Origin of the sequence: Streptomyces sp. NPDC093111, assembly GCF_040683955.1 — a bacterium.
Taxonomy (GTDB): domain Bacteria; phylum Actinomycetota; class Actinomycetes; order Streptomycetales; family Streptomycetaceae; genus Streptomyces.
Map to the genome: position 1 here is coordinate 178,961 of NZ_JBFBNW010000011.1, position 16,921 is coordinate 195,881.

Consider the following 16,921-nt stretch of genomic DNA (forward strand, 5'->3'; position numbering starts at 1 on the left):
CGGCGTCAGAAGTCCCAGCCGTCGGCCTCGCCCTCGGTGTCCGCGCCGGTCCCGGTGCCGGTGGGCGCGCCCTTGACGGGTGCGGTGGTGACGAAGGAGTCGCCGACCATGCCCGCGGTCAGGGTGGTGCCGTCGCTCGGGTCGATCAGGATGAACGACCCGGTGCGGCGCGAGTCGGCGTACGGGTCGACGGGCAGCGGTTCGGCGGTGCGGATCCTGACGCGGCCGATGTCGTTGGCGGCCAGCCGGCCGCCGTGGGGGCGCAGGGAGAGGTCGTCGAGGGCGAGGCGGGCGGGGATGTCCTCGACGATGGCCTTGACCGTGCGGGTGCCGTGCTTGAGCAGGACCCGCTGTCCGACGGTCAGTTCCTGGTCGGCGACGTGGCAGACGGTCGCGTCGATGTCCTGGGTGGGTGCCGGGGCCTGGGCCGTCGGCACGATCAGGTCGCCGCGCGAGACGTCGACGTCGTCCGCGAGGAGGACGGTGACGGACTGGCCGGTCCAGGCGGTGTCGACGGGCCGCCCCAGGAGGTCGATGGCGGCGATCCGGGTCGTGCGGCCGGACGGCAGGACGGTGACGGGTTCGCCGACGTGCAGGGTGCCGGCGGCGATCTGTCCGGCGTAGCCGCGGTAGTCGGGGTGGGCGGCGGTCCGGGGGCGGATGACGTACTGCACGGGCAGCCGGGCCTGCCGGTGGGCCAAGTCGCGGCTGACCGGGACGGTCTCCAGGTGTTCGAGGACGGTGGGGCCGCTGTACCAGTCCATGACGGCCGAGGGCTCGACGACGTTGTCCCCGGCGAGCGCCGAGATCGGGACGGCGGTGACGCCGGAGAGGCCGAGGTCGGACGCGTAGGCGGTGAACTCGGCGACGATCGTGGCGAAGACGGGCTCTCGGTACCCGACGAGATCCATCTTGTTGACGGCGAGGACGACCCGGGGGACGCGCAGCAGCGCGGCGATGGCGGCGTGCCGGCGGGTCTGCTCGACGACGCCCTTGCGGGCGTCGACGAGGATGACGGTCAGTTCGGCGGTGGAGGCGCCGGTGACCATGTTGCGGGTGTACTGCACGTGCCCGGGGGTGTCGGCGAGGATGAACCGGCGTCTCGGGGTGGCGAAGTAGCGGTAGGCGACGTCGATCGTGATGCCCTGTTCGCGTTCGGCGCGCAGGCCGTCGGTGAGCAGGGCGAGATCGGGTGCCTCCTGGCCGCGGCCGGCCGAGGCGCGCTCCACGGCCTCCAGCTGGTCGGCGAGGACCGACTTGGAGTCGTGCAGCAGCCGGCCCACCAGGGTGGACTTGCCGTCGTCGACGGAGCCGGCGGTGGCGAACCGCAGCAGGGTGGTGCCGGGGAGGTCGCTGGTCCTGGTCCTGGTGCTGGTCCGGGTGCTGGTCGTCATGGTCAGAAGTACCCCTCGCGTTTGCGGTCCTCCATGGAGGCCTCGGAGAGCTTGTCGTCGGCGCGGGTCGCGCCCCGCTCGGACAGCCGGGAGGCGGTGATCTCGGCGATCACCTGGTCCAGGGTGGAGGCGTCGGAGTCGACCGCTCCGGTGCAGGACATGTCGCCGACGGTGCGGTAGCGGACGCGCCTCTTCTCGACGGTCTCGCCGTCCTTCGGGGCGCCCCAGTCGCCGGTGGGCAGCCACATGCCGGAGCGGCGGAACACCTCGCGCTCGTGGGCGAAGTAGATCTCCGGCAGTGCGATGCCCTCGCGGGCGACGTACTGCCACACGTCGAGCTCGGTCCAGTCGGACAGCGGGAAGACCCGCACGTGTTCGCCGGGGGCGTGCCGGCCGTTGTAGAGCTGCCAGAGTTCGGGGCGCTGGCGGCGCGGGTCCCACTGGGAGAAGGGGTCCCGGAGGCTGAAGACGCGTTCCTTGGCGCGGGCCTTCTCCTCGTCGCGCCGGCCGCCGCCGAAGACCGCGTCGAAGCCCTCCGAGCGGATGCGGTCGGTGAGCGGCAGGGTCTGGAGGGGGTTGCGGGTGCCGTCGGGGCGTTCCTTGAGCACACCGCGGTCGAGGTACTCCTGTACGGAGGCCACATGGAGGCGCAGTCCGTGTGCGGCGACCACACGGTCCCGGTAGGCCAGGACCTCGGGGAAGTTGTGTCCGGTGTCCACGTGGAGCAGCGCGAAGGGCAGGGGGGCGGGGGCGAAGGCCTTGAGGGCGAGGTGCAGCATGACGACGGAGTCCTTGCCGCCGGAGAAGAGGAGCACCGGCCGCTCGAACTCGCCCGCCACCTCGCGGATGATGTGCACGGCCTCCGACTCCAGGAGGTCCGCGTGGGTCAGGGTGCCCGGGGCGTCGGTCCGCTCGGACCAGGTCGTCAACGTGGTCATGCCAACCCTTTCTCCCGGAGCAGCGCGACGAGGGCGTCCGCCGACTCCGTCCCGGTCTGCTGGTGGGCCGGGATCCTGAGGTCCGGTGCGGCGGGCGGTTCGTACGGGTCGTCGACGCCGGTCAGTCCGGAGAGTTCACCGCGGGCCTGCCGGGCGTAGAGGCCCTTGACGTCGCGTGCGGCGCACACGTCGACCGGGGTCGCGACGTGCACCTCGACGTAGGGGGTGCCGGTGGCCTCGTGCCGGGCGCGGACCGCCGCGCGGGCGTCCGCGTACGGGGCGATGACGGGGACGAGCACGGTCACCCCGTGGGCGGCGAGCAGCTCCGCGACGTAGCCGACGCGGCGCACGTTGGTGTCGCGGTCCTCGCGGGAGAAGCCGAGGTCGGAGGTGAGGTGGGTGCGGAGCTCGTCGCCGTCCAGGATGTGCGTGCGGCGTCCGGCGGACCGCAGCCGGGCGGCGGCGTGGCGCGCGATGGTGGTCTTGCCGGCGCTGGGCAGACCGGTGAGCCAGACCGTCGCGCCGGCGGCTTCGGCGTTCACGGCGGGCATCACGCGCCGTCCGAGGTACGGGGGTCCGCCGTCCCGGCGTCGCGTGCGATCTCGATGGCGGTGACCGCGATGAGCTGCCCGGTCGCGGTGTCGCGCAGGGCCATGTCGGCGACCTCGACGTCCGGGTCGGCGGCGGCGCGCCAGCGGCGGACCGTGACCTCGAAGACGGTGCCGGGATCGGCGTTGCCGAAGTAGCCGACCTTCTGGTCGAGGACCTTGCGGCGCAGGAACTCCTCGTCGGTGCAGCCCAGTGAGCGCCACAGGCGCAGCAGCATCGTGTCGAAGACGGCGAAGTAGGAGGCGAAGTACATGAGTCCGGCGCCGTTGAGGTCGCGGACGACGTCCAGCGTGTACGGGTAGGTCTCGGTCGGGCCCTCCTGGTGGAATCCGGGCGGTCCGGAGGGGTGGAAGCTGCCGGTGGCCCGGGCCCGGCCCACGAGGGAGCGGGGCGAGTAGGCGTTGGGAAGCTGCGGGAGCTCCTGGTAGGCGAAGTCCGGGGGTGTCACCTGGGCGAGCCCGCGGTTGCTGCCGGCGGTGGTGCGGGCGATCCAGCGGTTGAAGTTCTCCGCGTAGAGGCACTGCGGGTGCGGGTGCTCGTACACCTCCGCCGGGTCCAGGGGTCCCTCGGGCAGCTCCAGTCCGGCGGGGGCGAGCCGGTGCAGGGTGATGACGGACTGGCTGCCGAACTGGAACGACCGCGAGTCGACGCGGAGTTCGTCGCCGAAGGTGAGGCCGTGGGGGTGGACGACGTCCCCGCCGCGTACGTGGAAGTAGTAGAACGACAGGTAGGCGGGGTCGCCGTCGGCGGTGCGGGCGGCGTGCACGTTGAGCCGGCAGGACTCGGCGACCACCTCCCAGGTCCAGTCGCCGATGCGGCCGAACACCAGGGATCCGCCGCTGCACATGCCGGGTGCGACGACGACCCGGCGGGCGGCGCGGGAGTCGTCCCGGGCCGGGGCGTCGGGCGCGGTGTGGAGTGTGGTCATGCCTCCGCCGCCTTTCGGGGCTGCTGGGTCTGCCCGGCTCCGGCCGTGACCGGCCGTCCGGTGGAGCGCCATTCGTCGGCGGCGGCGAGGAAGCGGTCGTCGTCCTCGGCGGAGCCGATGGACACGCGGACGCCCACGTCGGCGAAGGCCCGTACGGCGACTCCCCGGTCGGCGCACCAGGTGCCGAAGTCGGCGGCGAACGGGCCGAGGGGAAGCCAGAGGAAGTTGGTGAGGCTGTCCGGGACCGGCCAGCCGCCGCGCAGCAGGGTGTCCCGTACACGGGTGCGTTCCGCCACGGTCTCGTCGACGCGGCGCAGCAGTTGCTCCTCGAGTCCGAGGGCGGCGACGGCCGCGTGCTGGGCGACGGTGTTCACCGCGTAGGGGAGGCAGGCCTTGCGGAGCCGTTCGACGACCCGGGCGTCGCCGACCAGGTATCCGGTCCGCAGTCCGGCGAGGCCGTAGGCCTTGGAGAAGGTGCGCAGCACGACCAGGTTGGGGTGGTCGGCGCACAGCGGCAGGGTGCTGGGGGCGGCCGGTCCGCGGGCGTACTCGTGGTAGGCCTCGTCGACCGCGACCAGGCAGGTCGGCGGTACGGAGGCGAGGAACGCGCGGAGTTCCGCGGGGTCGGCACCGGTGCCCGTCGGGTTGTTCGGGTTGCAGACGATCACGAGCCGGGTCCGGTCGGTGATCCGCCCGGCCATGGCCCGCAGGTCGTGGGTCTCGTCGGTCAGCGGCACCTGGACGGGGGTCACGCCGGCGAGGGCGGCGAGCGTGGGATAGACCTCGAACGACGGCCAGGCGTAGACGGCTTCGGCGCCGGGGTCGGCGACGGACTGGAACAGGCTCTGCAGCAGGGCCAGGGAGCCGGCGCCGACCGCGATCCGGTCCTCGTCGATGCCGTGGTGCCGGGCGAGGGTGCGGATCAGCGGTCCGCAGCCGGGGTCGGGGTAGCGGTTGACCGTGGCGCCGGCTCGTGCGATGGCCTCGACGATGCCGGGCAGCGGGGGGTGCGGCGACTCGTTCGCCGACAGCGGGCGGGGGCGGGCGGCCGGGTCGTGGAGGCCCGCGGCCGGCTGGTAGGCGGCGACGGTGTCGAGCACCGCGCGCAGGGATGGAGTGGACATGGGGCTCCCGGTGGAGGGGACTCCGCCGCGTTCGGAGGTGCGGACGGCGCCCGGGTCGACGGTGGGCTCAGCCTTCCGGCCGCCGCTCCGCCATCAGGCGGGCCACGTCGGCGAGGGTCCCGGCGTCCAGCAGTTCGTAGTCCTCGACCTCGATGCCGAGCCGGTCGTTCAGCGCGGCGGCGAGTTCCACGACGGCCAGCGAGTCGAGGCCGACCTCCTCGCGGGTGGCCGTGGGCATGACGTCCTCCTCGCGCACGTGGAGGTCGCCGACCAGGATGTCCTTGAGTACGTCGTACACGATGGCTCTTCCCTCGTTGGTCTCGCCCGGACGGAAGCCGCGGGATTGCGGCGTTCACGCACCTCGGGCCGCCTTCAGGGCCAGGGCCACCTCGATGATGAGGTCCTCCTGGCCCGCGACGGCCTGTCTGCGGCCCAGTTCGAAGAAGACGTCGCGCGGATCCACGTCCTCGCGCCGCGAGACGTCCAGGACCCGGGTCTTGAACCCGGAGAACACCCCGGCGAGGCCGCTGACGACGCTCACCGAGTCGATCGTGGGCGGGGCCGGCATGAGCTCGCGCTCGGCGAGGTCGGCCGCGTCCAGCAGACCGTACAGATCGATGCCGGTCGGGTAGCCCATCCGTTCGAGGACGGGCACCAGGACTTCGAGCTGGGTGTTCCCGGCGCCCGCGCCGAAGCCCCGGGCGCAGGCGTCCAGGATGTCCGCGCCCGCCTCGACGGCGGCGATCGAGTTCGCGACCGCCATGCCGAGGTTGTTGTGGGCGTGGAACATCACCGGTACGTCGACGGCCTCGCGCATGGCGGTGACGCGTGCCGTGACGTCGGCCGGCAGGTAGTGGCCGGAGGAGTCCATGATGCCGACGGCGGTCGCGCCGAACTCCACGAGCCGGGCGCATTCGGCGGCGAGCCGCTCGGGGCTCGCCATGTGGCTCATCAGCAGGACGGCCTGGGCCTGGACCCCGTTCTCGCGGAGGAAGCCCAGGTGCCGTTCGGCGAGGTCGCCCTCGGTGCAGTGGGTGCCGACGCGGACCACGTCGACCTGGTGGGCGATGGCCCGTTCGAGGTCCGCGGTGGTGCCCCAGCCCGGCAGCATGAACACGGCCATGGTGCTGCGGGTCAGGGACTCCCGCACGATCGACAGCATCTCGTCGTCGCCCAGCCGGGACTGCCCGACCTGGAGGGACGAGGCCCCCAGGCCGTTGCCGTGGCCCACCTCGACGACCGGGATGCCGGCGGTGTCCGCCGCCCGTGCGTAGGCGCGCAGTTGTTCGCGGTCCAGCTGGTGGCGGACGGCGTGGTGGCCGTCGCGCAGGGACGCGTCGTGGATGACGACCGGCTTGCGGGCGCCTTCGGGGGAGGGTGCTGTGCTCATGACGTCTCCGTACCGATGCTCGCCGGGCCGGCCGCGGCACACCGTTCGGCGACGTGCACGGCGGCGGAGTTGATGATGTCGAGGTTGCCCGCGTACCGGGGGATGCGTCCGCCGGACGAGGTGACCTCGGCGGCGACGAACACCTTGTCCTCGTCCACGACGCAGGCGGTGATCCGATAGCCGCCGACGAAGGAGCGGACCTGTTCGGCCGCGGTCCGCACGGCCGCTTCCACCGAGGCGGTGCCGAAGCCTTCGCCGAGCATCGACATGGCGACGCGGAAGGTGGACGGCGGCCTGGCGGGGCTGATGTTGAGGATCGCCTTGACGTCCTTGACGCCGGTGAAGTCCCGTACGGCGTCCTGGGTGGTCTCGATGTACTCGTCGAGGTTGAGCCGGGTGGAGCGCCCGACGCTCGGGCTGGCGGCGGTCGTGACGACCTCGACGTAGTCGACCCGGTGGCTCTGGGTGATCGCGTGGAGGATCGGGATGGAGGCCTGGCCGCCGCAGCTGATCATGTTGATGTCGCCGGCGTCCAGGACCTCGTCGACGTTCACGCTCGGGATGACCATCCGCCCTACCTTGCTCGGCGTCAGGTCGACCAGCTTGGTGCCCGAAAGGCTCAGGCGCTCGGCGTGCTCGGCGTGCGCCATGGCGTTGGTCGCGTCGAACACGATGCCGAACGGCTCCGGGGCCTCCAGGAGGGACTCGATTCCGCGCGTCCCGACGGGAAGCCCGAGCTCGGCCGCCTGGCGCAGGCCGGGCGTCTTCTCGTCGCGTCCCACGACCAGGCCGCATTCGAGGTGTTCGGAACGCATGATCTTCTCGGCCAGATCGACTCCGATGAGGCCGGCGCCGAGGACGGCCACGGGCAGGCGCCCGTTTCGCTTCATGACTGCATCGCCCTTCCCTGTCTAGAGGTTCGCCAAAGGGGCGCGACGGTGGCCTAGGCGTCGCCCACGTGAAGAGTGACGGTGCCCAGCCGGTCGAACTCGGCCGTGAAGCTGTCGCCGGGTTCCATCGGGACCGCGGCGTGGAGGGCACCCGTCATGATCAGCTGGCCCGCTTCGAGGGTCACGCCGTGCTCGCCCAGGACGTTCGCCAGCCAGGCGACCACCGCGGCCGGATCCCCGAGCGCGGCGGCTCCGGCACCGGTGGCCACGAGCGCGCCGTTGCGGGAGAAGGCCATGCCGATGAGGCGCACGTCGCAGTCGTCGGGGAGGGCGACCGGGGGGCCGAGCACCACCGCGCCGTTGGACGCGAGGTCGGCGACGGTGTCCGCGAGCCGGATCCGCCAGCCCTCGATCCGGGAGTCGACGATCTCCAGGCCGGCCATGACCTCGGCGATCGCCTCACGTGCCGCGGCCACGGTGACTCCGGGCCCCCGCAGGGGCGTTCCGAGCCGGAAGACGATCTCCGCCTCGACCTTGGGAGCGATGAACGCCCCGCTCGGCGTGGTGGCCCCGTTCTCGTACACGGTCGAGGCCAGCACCGGTCCGTAGTCCGGGGTGTCGACGCCGAGCATCTGCTGCATCGGGACGGAGGTGAGTCCCGCCTTGTAGCCCACGACCGTGTCGCCGGACGCCGTCAGCAGGGCGACCAGTTCACGCTGGACGGCGTAGCCGTCGTGCATGTCCAGCGCGGGCTGCGCGTCGGTGAAGGGAGGGATGGGGCAACCCGTCGCACGGGCCTCGTAGAGCGCCTTGGCCTTGACTCTCGCGTCGTCCACCGAGATGTTCACGCTGCTCCTGTCCGAACACATCGCACCTGCCACATGGGCCTGCCCCCTCGATTCGCGGCTCACCGTAACGACGAAGTGGTCGCCGCAGAAGATTTCGCCAATGCTTACGCATCCGACAACACCGGACATTCACCGAACTGCCCCCCATACAAAGGGAGTCGATCCACCGCGAACCGCCCGTCAAACGTGAGCTTCGTCACCGGCCGCCCCTGGGAAGCCCCGACTCCTGCATCCCGGCGGCCAGCCGCTCCCACTCCCGGGCGTAGTGGCTCATCACCTCGGTGAGGGCCCGCGCGCAGTGCGGCGGCACGGCCGCCAGCAGCTGCTCGCCCGCCGCGAGGCCCTGGGCCTGCCCGTTGAGCCAGCGCAGCAGGGCGCGGCCGCTGTCGGTGAAGCGGATCGACGGGTCGTTGGCCAGGATGTCCAGGGCCCGCACCCGCAGGCGCACGGCCACCGCCGCCGGGGCCCGCTCGCCGCCGTCGGGGCCGGCCGGGCAGGAGCGCAGCTCCTGCCGGAGGCGGTGGGCGGTGCTGACCGAGACCCCGGCCTCCTGGGCCACTTCGCGCAGGGTCGCGCGGGGTCGCTGCGCGAGCAGGGAGCGGGCCTTCGCCCGCCGCTCCGGCATGTCGGCCGGGCGGACCCGGCCGTCCCTGCCGACCCGGGGGGCCGAGCGGTTCGACTGAGGAGATTCCTCAGTCGAACGTCTCCCCCGTACGGCCCCTACGGTCTTCGGCGACACCCCTGTGACGGCGGCGATCGCCCGGTCCGACCAGTGCGGGTGGGTGGTGAGGATGCGCAGGACGGCCGCCTTGCGGTCCCCCAGCGTCAGGGGAAGGCCGTGGCTGATGTTGGCCTGCACCGCCCGGACGAACAGATCCGCCGAGGCGCCGTCGACATGACGGACCGTGATGAGGTGTTCGCCGCGCAGGACGGCGGCCCGGAGGCGGTGCATTCCGTCGACCACGCGTCCCGTCTCCCGGTGCACGAGGATCGGTTCGAACGCGGTCCCGCTCTCCGCCAGGGCCCGGGCATGGCCCTCGTTCAGACCCGCCAGACGCGGTGAGTCCGCCGGCAGCAGGGATTCGACCGGCACCGTGTGAATCGCCGACCGCAATTCGTCAAACAACTGTTCCACCCCTTCCGCTTGGCGGCACGGCCGCGTTGTGGAGTCGTCCGCCCGGGGTGCCGCCGGCCTCACACCGTTCCGGCCGGCACCGTCCAGGGGACGTGTCCCCGATAGGTGGTGTACGAGAAGGGGCTCACCTGCAGCTGGAGGTGGAGGTCGCTCGGATCGCCCTGGTAGTGGAGCGAGAGGATGACCTCCGCGTACAGACTGTCGACCGCCCGCTCGGCGAAGTACTCACCGGTCGCGAAGACCAGCCGGTACGCGCCGTGCGGCAGGGCGGCCGGACCGCTCAGCGAGCCGACCGTTCCTCCGGCGTCGGTCCGCGACCGGGCCACCTCGGGCCATGTGTCGTGCTGCCGGGCGTGCAGGGTGACGGCCAGATCCGCCACGGGGCGGCCGTTGGTGGAGTCGACGACCCGAACCGAGATGCTCATGGAGGTCAGCCCCAGATCGTGTCGTCCGCGGTGAAGAAGCCCGCGAATCCGGCCAGGGTGGTGAGCAGAGCCATCATGTCGATCTCCCTTGCGGAAACTCATGACCCGGTGTTCCGGGTGGACGACTCCCTTTCTAGTGAGTTCCCTTTTCGTCCTCCTACTGGATCGCTAAGTCCTCGCTAAGCGTCCCGCACGGGAGGGAGAAAACCGGGAGAGGACTCCGGCGCCGCGAGCATCGGCGCAGGTCAGCGCGGTGACCGCGGGGACGGCTCGCGCGCTCGGCGGGGTGCGCGGGGAAGGGGTCGCCTTCGCCCGCGGCCGCGCCGGCACCAGGGGAGGCGACCGGGGTGGGGCCGCCTGGCGTCGTGCGTCGTTCGTGGGCCGCGGCTACTGGCCGACGGCGCACACCGCGTATCCGTGGGGGGCGATCACGATCGGGATCTCCTGGTCCGCCTCCCACTCGGCGAACGCGACCGCGATGTGGCTGTAGAACGGGCGCATCCCGAGCGTCGTGAAGTACCGGTCGGTCTCCAGGACCAGCCGGAACGGGCCGGGAGCGTCCTCCGGGAGGGACGGGCGGTCCAGCCGTCCGTCCCTCCCGGTCAGTCCGTGCCACACGGTCTGCCATTCGTCCAGGCGAGGGCGTTCGATGCGGACCATCAGCCCGTCGACGGGCCGCCCATTGGTTCCATCAGAGACACACACTCCGAGTTTCACGTGACACCGGCCTCATCGATTGCGTCCTTTGTGGGACGGGACACCGGATGCGCCCCGTCTGCGAGCATCAGCCCCGCCGCGACCGCGACGTCGTTCCTTGCGTTCCACCGCCCGCGCGAAGCCGTCGGGGCGGAGCTTGCCGCCGAGTCGCGCATCCTGCCACGCGCCCGGAGGGGCCGGGGGAGTTTTCGTGTCCCGCTGGCCGGTTCCGGTGCCGGGTCCCCGGCCCGCCCCGCCGGCCGGAGGCACCCCGGGACGGGCCGGCGGGCGGCGTACGGACGGCGGGACGCGGTCCGCCGCCGGCCCGTGCCGGGTCCCGGTGTCAGCCCGCGTTCGCCCGTGCGTACGGGGCGGCCGGGGCCTGCTCCTCGGAGGCGGCGCAGACCTCGGCCAGCAGGCGGGTCGTCTGTTTCTCCCACCGGGTGGCCTGCATCCGTCTGAAGATGTCCAGCGCCGCGGCCAGGTGCTCCTTGGCGCGTTCATGACTGCCCCGGTCCGCGGCCACCTCGCCCAGCGAGAGCAGGATCCGGCCGAGGGCCAGGTACTCCCGCGCCTGCGAGGCGATCCCCCTCGCCTGCTCCAGCATCTCGTAGGCCGCGTCGTGACTCCCCTGGCGGGCCCGCACCATGGCGAGCCCGCGCAGCGCGTAGCACTCCCCCACCGGGTCGCCGACCGAGCGGACGGTGTCCAGGGCCTGGGTGTACACGTACTCGGCCTCGCTCACCTCGTCGATCTGGAGGTGCGCCTCGCCCAGCCGGACCAGGATCTGCGCGCGCACCCGCCGGTTCCCGGAGCGCTCCACCGCCGCGAGGCCGGCCGCCATGGTCCGCTTCCCCTCCGCGATCAGGCCGCGGTCCAGATGGATCTGCGCCATGTTGCTCAGCACATGTGCCTCGGCGGTCGAGTCGTTCACCTCGGCGAGCATGGCGAGCGCCTTCTCGTACCCCTCCATCGCCTCGTCCAGGCGGCCCTGGATCCGGTCGACGAACGCGAGGTTGCGCAGCGCGAGCGCCTCGCCGTGCACGTCGCCGACCTGCCGGAACAGCTCGCGGGCGGGGCCCAGCCGGCCGCGCGCCTCGTCCAGCTTGTACTCGAACATGTGCAGGGCGCCGAGGGAGTACAGCATCGCCGCCTGGCCGCGCCGGTTGTCGTTGTGCCGGGTCACGGCGAGCGCGATCTCGTGCGTCGTGCGCCAGTCGTCGAAGTAGCCGTACATCTCGAAGAGGGTGACCAGGGTGAGCGCCAGGTCCCAGCAGAGTTCGTCGAGACCCGCGCCGGCCGCCTGTCTGACGGCCGTGATCAGGCCGGCCCGCTCGTCCTCGAACCAGCCCAGCGGGTCGGCGAGTTCGCGGTCGAGCACCGACGGGTCGAGGGACAGCCTCGGCGCCTCCCCGTGGATCAGCGTGTGGTCCCCGCCGTAGGCCCGCCGGTGCGCCTCCTCCACCAGGAGCAGCCAGGTGGACAGCACCCGGCCGAGCACGACCGAGCGCTCGGCGGTGCTCTCGTGCTGGGCCAGGCACTCCTGCGAGAAGACCCGGACCAGGTCGTGCAGGCGGTAGCGGGGGCGGTGGCCCTTCACCACCTCGACGTCGACGAGCTGCGCGTCCACGAGGAACTCCAGGACGTCCTCGGCCTCCATGACGGCGAGGTCCAGCAGCGGCGCGGCGACCCAGCTGGAGAACTCCGCCGCCTCCAGCATGGACAGGCGCCGGAAGAGGCGCTGCGCGTCGGCGGGCAGGCCCTGGTAGACCATGGCCAGGCCGGCCCGGACGCCGACGCCTCCGTGGGTCAGCTCGTCCAGCCGCTGGCTCTCGTCGCGGAGCCGGGCGACCATCTTGCTGAGCGGCCAGTGCGGGCGGCCGACCAGGCGCGCGGCGACGATCCGCAGCGCCAGGGCGAGGTTGCCGCACAGGGTGATCAGCTGGAGGGCGCTGGGCAGTTCGCTGTGGATCCGCTCGGCGCCGAGGATGCGGCTGAGCAGTTGCAGCGCCTGGTCGGTGGAGAACACGTCGATCTGGACGGAGCTCGCGCCCTCCAGCCCGGCCAGCCGGGAACGGCTCGTGACGAGGACCGGGCAGTTGGACGATCCGGGCAGCAGCCAGCGGACCTGTTCCTCGTCGATCGCGTCGTCGAGGACGATCAGCATCCGCCGGTCGGCGACGAGGTTGCGGAAGAGTTCGGCGCGCTCCTCGATGGTCGGCGGCATGGCCGAGCCGGGTATGCCCAGGCTACGCAGGAAGCGCTCCAGGATGCGCGTCGGCAGGATCGGCTGGGCCGAGGGACCGCGCAGCTTGGCGAACATCTGGCCGTCGGGGAATCGTTTCGCCAGGGAGTGTCCGAGGTGCACCGCGAGCGTGGTCTTGCCGACGCCGCCCCTGCCGGTGATCGAGACGATCCGCAGGGCGTACGAGGTCTCCGGCTCCTCCTCCAGCGCCTTCCGGATGGCGGCGAGCAGGTCGTCGCGTCCGGTGAAGTCGGCGATGGCACCCGGCAGCAGACGGGGCACCGCAGGCGGCTCGACACCCGTCGGGCCCCCCGCCGGAGCGCCCGGGGAGGCCGGGGACGGCGGTGCCGGCTGTGCCGCCGAGGGGGCCGCGGGGGCGGCCGACTCGGCCGTCGGCGCCATCAGTGCCGTCCGGGCCGCCGAGGCCGCGCCGGCCCGCGGCGCGGCGTCCAGCCGGCCGGACAGGATCGACTCCTGGAGGCGGCGCAGCTCCTCCCCCGGCTCGATGCCGAGTTCGTCGATGAGCTCGCGCCGGCCGCGCCGGTAGACCTCCAGCGCCTCGGCCTGCCGGCCCGACCGGGACAGCGCCACCATGAGCTGGGCGCGCAGGTGTTCGCGCAGCGGGTTCTGCATGACCAGGTCGATCAGGCGCGCGACGAGCTGCTGGTGCAGCCCGAGGGCCAGCCTGGCGTCCACCCACTGCTCCACGACGGCCAGCCGCTGTTCGTCGAGGCGGGCGGCCGGGGCCTGGAGCACGGTGCTGGTGATGCCGCCGCCGAAGCAGGCGGAGCCGCGCCAGAGGCCGAGCGCGGACTCGAAGGCGGAGGCCGCCTCCTCGAAGCGGCCGGCCTCCGCGGCGGTCCGTCCGGCCGTCGCGGCCCGCTCGAAGACGTGCAGGTCCAGCTCTTCGTCCTCGACCTCGACGAAGTAGCCGGGCGACCTGGTCTGGATGACGTCGGGCAGTCCGGCCTTCGCCATGCTGGCGCGGACGATGGAGACGCAGATCTGGATCTGGGCGCGCGCGGTGGGTGGTGGGGCGGAACCCCAGACCGCGTCGACGAGCCGGCCCATCGGGACGATCCGGTTGGGTTCGAGGAGGAGGACCGCCAGGACGATGCGCTGACGCTCGGCGGTGATCAGCGCCGGGCCACCGGGGCCGACGACTTCCAACGGCCCGAGTAATCGAAAGCGCATGACCGTCCTTCACATCCACGACACAGTTTCCGCCGGTCAGCTACGCAGCACCTCAATATCTACCTAACGCGATCGGCTCTGTCCAGTGAGCGGTGGTGCGGATGTGGCCGGGGATGCGGGGGTGGGAGTGACGCCGTGAAGGAGGGCGGGCGCCGGGGAGTGGGCTGGGCGATGTGTCCGGTTTTCCGCGCTCACCGCCTCCGCGCGTCGGTGAGGTCCCCCGTCACCGGTCCGCCCAGCAGGGGCGGCAGGTCCGCGCGCCGGCTGATCCGCAGCTTCCGGTAGGTGCGGGTCAGGTGCTGCTCGACGGTGCTGACCGTGACGTGCAGGCCCTCGGCGATCTCCCGGTTGGAGCACCCGACGGCGGCCATCGAGGCCACCCGGCGCTCCGCCTCGGTGAGGCCGTCGCCGCCGTCGGCCGGGGTCGGCAGGGCGGTGGCGCTCTCCACCGCCAGGCCGCGGACCAGTGCCTCGGCGTGGCAGTCGGCGGCCACGATGACCGCGCGGCGCTCGGCCGCGGCGGCCCGCCGGAACTCGCCGAGGGTGCGGTAGGCGCGGGCCAGGTCGGCGAAGGTCAGGGCGAGTTCGTAGCGGTCGCCGTCGTCGGACTGGAGCAGCTCGGCCGCCTGGCGCAGCAGCGTGGGCCGGTGCGCCGGGGCCCCGGCACCGGCGAGGACCCGGCTCGCGGCGCCGCGGACCCGGTTGGGCATGAAGGTGAACCGGGCCGACTGCTCCGCGAGGATCCGCTGGGCCTCGTCGGGGCGGCCGAGGCCCAGGTACACCTCGGCGACGTCGGTGCGCCACGGGATCAGGCCGGGCGTGTCCATCCCCCACTGGGACAGCTTGGCGCCGCACCGGCGCAGGTCCTCCAGGGCCATCTCCAGGTAGCCGGTGGCCAGTCCGAACCGGGCCCGCGCGTGGAGGTAGTGCATGCCGTAGCGGGTCTCGAACATCGCCTCGGGGACACGGTGGTCCAGGTAGGTCTGCGCCTCGTCGTAGCGGCCCATGGCGGTGGTGGCCAGGATCAGGGTGCTCAGGGGCGCGCCGACGGTCACGCCCCAGCTGATGGCGGGCAGGGTGGCGAGGGCGTCGCTCGCGTACCGCCGGGCGTCGGTCAGGTCGCCGCGGCGCAGGGCGATCTCGGCCCGTACGGCCGCGAGCCTGGCCCGCCGGCTCGGGGTGTGCCGGACCTGCATCCGGTCGAGGAAGACGTCGCACCAGGCGGTGGCGCGCTCGGCCCGGCCGCTGTAGGCGAGGGCGAGCAGGGCGCTCTCGACGGTCTCGGTGGACAGCTCGTCCGGGCGGGTGCCGTGCAGGACCCGCTGGGCCACGCCGACGGCCTCCTGGTGGGGGCCTTCGCCGAGCACGGCGGCCAGCGCGGACACCGCCTGGAGGCGCCGGTCGGCGCTCACCGAGTGCGTGGGCGGGCGTCCCGCGCCGGACCTCGGGCCGAGCGCGGCCAGGAACGAGGGGTAGGTGTGCCGCAGCCGGCGCCGGGTGATCTGCAGTTCGGTGGCGGTCTCGGGGTCGGTCGGCTGGCCGGATCCGGCCAGTTGGCCGAGGACCTCCTGGGCCTGGTCGAAGCGTCCGTGCCAGAGCAGCGCGCGGGCCAGGGTGAGCGCGTCGGCCCCCCGCAGGCAGCCCGTGCGCATCGCCTCGACGAGTTCGCCGAGCCGGCCGCTGGAGACACCGGGGTTGATGCTCCACTCGGCGCGTATCAGGGCGGCGGTGAGGCGGGACCGCCGGTGCGCGTCGACGCAGACGAGCCGGGCCAGCCGGAGGCAGGCCACCGCGCGGTCGGCGGCGCCGTCGCGCAGGGCGTGCGCCGCCGCGTCCTCCAGCGCCGGCAGCGCCCACGGCTCCTCCAGCACCCCGCCGTCGGCCGGCCCGCCGGTGTGCAGGAGGTGGCCGGCGATCACCGCAGTGCCCGCGCCGCGCTCATGGGCGAGGACCGCCGCGCGGGCGTGCAGCCCGGCGAGCTCGTCGGGGTCGACGGCGCCGGCCACCGCCTCGCGGGCCGCCTCGTGCCGGAAGCCGTCCATGGTGAGCAGCCCGCCGGCGATCAGCGCGTGCACGGCCTCGGTGGTCCGGGCCGGGCTCAGGTCCAGGAGGCCGTCCAGGTGGTCGAGTTCGCCGAGCGCCAGATAGCCGGTGAGGACGCGCACCATGTCCGGGCAGCTGCGGCGCAGGCAGGAGAGGACCGCCTCGCGGTAGCGGGGTCCGGCCTCGCCGCCGCCCAGGTGGTCGCGGACCAGGGCCTCGACCAGGAGCGGGTTGCCGCCGCTGTAGGCGTGCCAGGCGGCGGACCGCTCGTCGGCGACCGTCTCGCCGAGGTGCTGGGCCGTCAGCTGCCGTACGCCCGCCAGGGAGAGCGGGGTGACCTCCACGCGGTGGCAGTTGGGCCGGCGCAGCAGGTCGGCCCCGAAGCGGAACTCGGTGTCGCAGCCGTGGCCGCTGTGCGTGAACACCGCGAGCACCCGGGCGCTGTTGAGGCGCCGCGCCAGGTAGGCCAGGCAGGTCAGCGAGGCCTGGTCGGCCTGCTCGACGTCGTCGACGGAGAGGTACAGCGGGCAGTGTTCGGCCAGTTCGAGGAGGACGGTGCAGAGTCCGTGGACGATGCCGGCGTCCATCTGCCCGCCGTCCCCGCTCCCGGCGGTCCGTACGCCCTCCTCGATCAGCGCCACGGCCCGTGCCCGGTCCTCGGGGTCCAGCGGGGCGTCGTCGACGAGTTGCCGCACCACGCCCAGGGTCAGGTGCCGCTCGTCCTCGGAGGCCAGTGCCGACAGCGGCAGCATGCCGCGTCCGAGGGCGTGATCGGCGAAGTTGTGCACCAGTACGCTCTTGCCCGCCGCCACCGGTCCGGAGACCAGCACGGCCCTTCCGTGTCCGTCCCGGGCCTGTTCGGCCAGTGCGGTCAGCAGCGCCAACGGTGCTTCGCGCTCCACCAGTTCCACCGCGAACTCCTCCCCTGCCGGTCGCCGACCCGGCCCATGGTTCCCGCCGGGCTCATCGACCGGCTATCAGCGCGCTATCGATGAATCGGCGGGCGGCCCGGGGATTCCGCCCCGGGGAATCGGGCCGGGGAAAGCGGGAGGGGATGCACGG

General features: G+C 73.0%; 14 protein-coding genes. All 14 read right to left on the reverse strand.

Annotated features, from left to right (window positions below; translation table 11 throughout):
- Positions 1-5 precede the first annotated feature (5 nt).
- Positions 6-1,394 carry a GTP-binding protein gene (locus tag AB0Q96_RS20825; protein WP_365327465.1) on the reverse strand — a complete coding sequence of 463 codons (1,389 nt, stop codon included), beginning with the start codon at positions 1,392-1,394 and terminating at the stop codon, positions 6-8.
- Positions 1,395-1,396: 2 nt separating this feature from the next.
- Complete coding sequence (gene cysD, locus AB0Q96_RS20830; RefSeq protein ID WP_365327467.1) at positions 1,397-2,332, reverse strand: sulfate adenylyltransferase subunit CysD; 936 nt, start codon at positions 2,330-2,332, stop codon at positions 1,397-1,399.
- Positions 2,329-2,874 (reverse strand): adenylyl-sulfate kinase, encoded by a 546-nt coding sequence (gene cysC / locus AB0Q96_RS20835; RefSeq protein ID WP_365327469.1) that lies wholly within the window; start codon positions 2,872-2,874, stop codon positions 2,329-2,331. The genes cysD and cysC overlap by 4 nt, the downstream gene beginning before the upstream one ends.
- Before the next feature lie 8 nt (positions 2,875-2,882).
- Positions 2,883-3,869 carry an LnmK family bifunctional acyltransferase/decarboxylase gene (locus tag AB0Q96_RS20840; RefSeq protein WP_365327471.1) on the reverse strand — a complete coding sequence of 329 codons (987 nt, stop codon included), beginning with the start codon at positions 3,867-3,869 and terminating at the stop codon, positions 2,883-2,885.
- Positions 3,866-4,993, reverse strand: a complete 1,128-nt coding sequence (locus tag AB0Q96_RS20845) for a histidinol-phosphate transaminase (RefSeq protein ID WP_365327473.1) — start codon at positions 4,991-4,993, stop codon at positions 3,866-3,868. Before AB0Q96_RS20845 ends, AB0Q96_RS20840 begins: the two co-directional genes overlap by 4 nt.
- Positions 4,994-5,060: 67 nt before the next feature.
- Complete coding sequence (locus AB0Q96_RS20850) at positions 5,061-5,291, reverse strand: acyl carrier protein (protein ID WP_365327475.1); 231 nt, start codon at positions 5,289-5,291, stop codon at positions 5,061-5,063.
- Between the two features lie 54 nt (positions 5,292-5,345).
- Positions 5,346-6,383, reverse strand: coding sequence for a 4-hydroxy-2-oxovalerate aldolase (gene dmpG / locus AB0Q96_RS20855; RefSeq protein WP_365327477.1), 1,038 nt, complete (start codon positions 6,381-6,383; stop codon positions 5,346-5,348).
- On the reverse strand, positions 6,380-7,273 hold the full coding sequence (locus AB0Q96_RS20860; protein ID WP_365327479.1) for an acetaldehyde dehydrogenase (acetylating): 894 nt from the start codon (positions 7,271-7,273) through the stop codon (positions 6,380-6,382). The genes dmpG and AB0Q96_RS20860 overlap by 4 nt, the downstream gene beginning before the upstream one ends.
- A 53-nt stretch (positions 7,274-7,326) precedes the next feature.
- Positions 7,327-8,121, reverse strand: coding sequence for a fumarylacetoacetate hydrolase family protein (locus AB0Q96_RS20865; protein WP_365327481.1), 795 nt, complete (start codon positions 8,119-8,121; stop codon positions 7,327-7,329).
- Between the two features lie 196 nt (positions 8,122-8,317).
- On the reverse strand, positions 8,318-9,214 hold the full coding sequence (locus AB0Q96_RS20870; protein ID WP_365327482.1) for a helix-turn-helix domain-containing protein: 897 nt from the start codon (positions 9,212-9,214) through the stop codon (positions 8,318-8,320).
- Between the two features lie 101 nt (positions 9,215-9,315).
- Positions 9,316-9,681 carry a hydroxyisourate hydrolase gene (locus AB0Q96_RS20875; protein WP_365327484.1) on the reverse strand — a complete coding sequence of 122 codons (366 nt, stop codon included), beginning with the start codon at positions 9,679-9,681 and terminating at the stop codon, positions 9,316-9,318.
- Between the two features lie 387 nt (positions 9,682-10,068).
- Positions 10,069-10,398 (reverse strand): hydroxyisourate hydrolase, encoded by a 330-nt coding sequence (locus tag AB0Q96_RS20880; RefSeq protein WP_365327485.1) that lies wholly within the window; start codon positions 10,396-10,398, stop codon positions 10,069-10,071.
- Between the two features lie 322 nt (positions 10,399-10,720).
- Positions 10,721-13,816 (reverse strand): BTAD domain-containing putative transcriptional regulator, encoded by a 3,096-nt coding sequence (locus tag AB0Q96_RS20885; protein ID WP_365327487.1) that lies wholly within the window; start codon positions 13,814-13,816, stop codon positions 10,721-10,723.
- Between the two features lie 191 nt (positions 13,817-14,007).
- Positions 14,008-16,770, reverse strand: a complete 2,763-nt coding sequence (locus AB0Q96_RS20890) for an AAA family ATPase (protein WP_365327489.1) — start codon at positions 16,768-16,770, stop codon at positions 14,008-14,010.
- Positions 16,771-16,921: the final 151 nt, after the last annotated feature.